The sequence below is a fragment of the Bartonella sp. AD328YNZD genome (assembly GCF_042196425.1).
This window is the reverse complement of the sequence record NZ_JBHIQG010000291.1, coordinates 1-3,069: the sequence shown is the minus strand read 5'-3', so window position 1 is coordinate 3,069 and position 3,069 is coordinate 1. Positions and strand designations below refer to the sequence as shown.

Genomic DNA, 3,069 nt, shown 5'->3' with positions numbered 1-3,069 from the left:
TTCAAACATTCTGCGAATTCTTACACAAAAGATAAAAACAAACCATGAGATAAAGAGTATCCTATTGTCCATTTTTCTTCTAAAAAATTATTCTAGCATGTATTCATTTTGTTTAAAAAACAAAAAGTAGATTTCTTTAGTTACCCTTTTCATTATGTATAGTAGAATCAAGACAAAATAAAAGTTTTTATTTCTCAAATAGTTCCTAAAGTTATGATCGGTTTTACAAACCAATTTGGGTACATTGATTTGATAAAAAGAGCTGCCTTTTGCGCTGCTTGTTGATTTTTAAAAATGCCAAAACAAGTTGCCCCCGTTCCAGACATACGAGAAAAAAGAGACCCACATTCATCTAATACAGATAACACTTCGGCTAACTGAGGTGCCATTTTTAATGCCGGAGAAAAAAGATCATTACGCGTTTCTTGTAAAACCTCAACCAATGAATCAACAGTCTTTAAAGCGACTGAATCAATTTTTAAAGAAGGATGATGACGCTTCTCTAACGCTTTAAAAACAGCTTGTGTTGAAATCTCTTGTCCATGATTAACCAATACCATTGCCAGTGAACAAGCCTCTTGCAATCGTATAATCTTTTGACCAATCCCTTTAACCAAAAGTGGCTGCTGATATTCTAATGCAAAAAGACACATGGGTACATCAGCACCAAGAACTAAACTCATTTTTGCTAATTTTTCATAAGGGCAATCAAGATTCCACTGTTGATACAACATGCTTACAACCCCAGCAGCATCACCTGAGCCACCACCAATACCTGAGGCAACAGGTAATGTTTTTACAAGTCGAAAAAACGCAGGTTGAGCACTTTCAGGAAAAGTCTTATGCATAAAATCCCGTGCACGAATAACCAAATTATCTGAATGAGAAACAAGCCCTTTTGCAAATGGCCCCGTTAAAACAAACTGGTCACTTTCACAAGACGCATAGTGTAAGCAATCACCGCTAAGACTAAAATAAACCAAACTTTCTATTAAATGATAACCATCAGCACGTTGCCCCACAACATGCAAAGCTAAATTCAATTTAATGGGTGTAAATACATAAGAATGTCTTTGGATCGAAGCTTTTACATGTGATATCATATGACGTAATATTAACCTATACAGAGTTCTTTTATAAATATGCCCCTTTCATTCATACCTGTAGCATAAACCCTATAAATAGCTTGAAATATTCTTAATCATTTTCTAAATAAGTAATAAATATGAAGAATTCTTATACAAAATAAACTTTCGTATCATTTCAAGCCTTTTTTCTTCTATCATCTGTTTTTAGATAAAATCTCCTCTCGAATGATTTTTGGCCTCACAAACCGTAACGCTGCCAAAGTGCCCGCTCTTCTGCTGCCATCAACGCACTGTCAACTGCTGTATAAACTGTATGAGCAGTCACTCCTGAATGCGTTTTAGGGCTTAAAAAACTTTTTGGAGGCATAATAAGTCGAAGTTTTGCATCATTACCAAAGCGCTCCTTAATAACAGAACGTACATCATTCAATCCGTCAATCAAACCAAGTTCAACGCCTTTTTTTCCACTCCAAAACATTCCTGTAAAGAGATTCAAATCATTTGATAATTTTGTAGAACGCCGCTCTTTAACTAAATCGATAAAAGTTTGATGTACTTCCAGTTGGAGAGATTTCAAATGCTCAATATCCGCCTTTTTTTCAGGCTGAAATGGATCTAGTGTAACCTTGTTCTTTCCTGCTGTGTAAACGCGCCGTTCCACACCAATTTTCTTTAAAAGTTCCGGAAAACCAAAGGAAGCTGAAACCACCCCAATGGAACCAACAATCGAAGAAGGATCTGCAAAAATTTCATCTCCTGCACAAGCAATCATATAACCACCGGATGCTGCTATATCTTCAATAAATACAAGAACCTTTTTATTTTTTTCTTCTGCCAAATCACGAATACGCTTGAAGATTAAACGCGATTGTACAGGTGAACCTCCAGGAGAATTGATAATAAGGGCAATAGCCGGTGCTTTTTTGTACGCAAAAGCCTTCTCTAAAAGACTAGCACATCTACTAAGGGAAAGCGTACGAGATATAGATGCTGATGAATCCATAATCGCCCCTTGAAGGCGAACGACAGGAATTTCTAGTTTATTGGAAGAAAAACGATGGGGAATAAGTTTCTTGATAACGTCAATCAAAACAAAATCTCCTTATAAGTTAAGAAAAATTAAAGAGGACAGGACAACAAAAAGGAACAACGCGATACCATCCAAAAGCGCCAATCAATCCCCACATTACAACCAGAAATATAATTTCATACAAAAGCTAAACCTCCCTAGTAACAAAGTGTAGACTTTAAAGAATAAACTGAAAAACACAAGATACCATTACAAAAGTTCCCACAAGCTTATATATCCATTATTAATTGCATCAATCCGTGGTGAAAAAGTATGACCATTATCTTCATGTATCACCAGTGCCGGTAAAATAGATAAAGCTGCTCTGCTTCCTCGTTTTGCGTAAAATAAAAGACGAATTGCTGCTGTCTTTGCACGTGCATGCACAGGAACGATGCAAATACCACCAAAGCGCCCTTCTAAAGCACGCAAAATATCTACTAGTGATTGTGGTCGTGCAATGAGCCCTAAGTATCCACCTGGCTTGACAATCGCTGCTGCACTCCGCAACCAATTATCAAACATCGCTTCAGGCATAACGTGTGCTTCAGATTTTTGTTGATCAGGTGTCTTGCGATCAGTAGGATTATTAAAAGGTGGATTCATAATCGCAAAATCAAAGCTATTATCTATCAAACCTGCTTTTATACGTTCATTCCCTTTGAAAGTAACATCTGCTTCTAGCAAACAAATGCGGCCAGCAAATTGTTTATTTTGTTTTAGCATAAGCGTTTTTTGAGCATAAGATATCATAAAAGCCGAACGTTCAACTAAGGTAACATGAACTTTCAGACAACGCGAAGCAACAGCTAACCCTGCAGCTCCAGCACCAGCACCTAAATCAACAACCTTGCCCTTTAAATCACTTGGAACCAAACTAGCTAATAACATCGCATCCATTCCAGAACGATG

Annotated in this window: 3 protein-coding genes; all 3 read right to left on the bottom strand. The window is 37.0% G+C overall.

Features of this window, described 5'->3' with window-relative positions; translation table 11 throughout:
* Window positions 1-194 precede the first annotated feature (194 nt).
* Window positions 195-1,103: a 4-(cytidine 5'-diphospho)-2-C-methyl-D-erythritol kinase gene (locus ACFIO3_RS10795; protein WP_375614431.1), complete on the bottom strand. Its 909-nt coding sequence runs from the start codon at window positions 1,101-1,103 to the stop codon at window positions 195-197.
* A gap of 223 nt (window positions 1,104-1,326) precedes the next feature.
* Window positions 1,327-2,178, bottom strand: a complete 852-nt coding sequence (locus ACFIO3_RS10790) for a S49 family peptidase (protein ID WP_375615288.1) — start codon at window positions 2,176-2,178, stop codon at window positions 1,327-1,329.
* A gap of 189 nt (window positions 2,179-2,367) precedes the next feature.
* Window positions 2,368-3,069: tRNA1(Val) (adenine(37)-N6)-methyltransferase (locus tag ACFIO3_RS10785; protein ID WP_375704444.1), on the bottom strand; the 702-nt coding region annotated here is incomplete at its 5' end.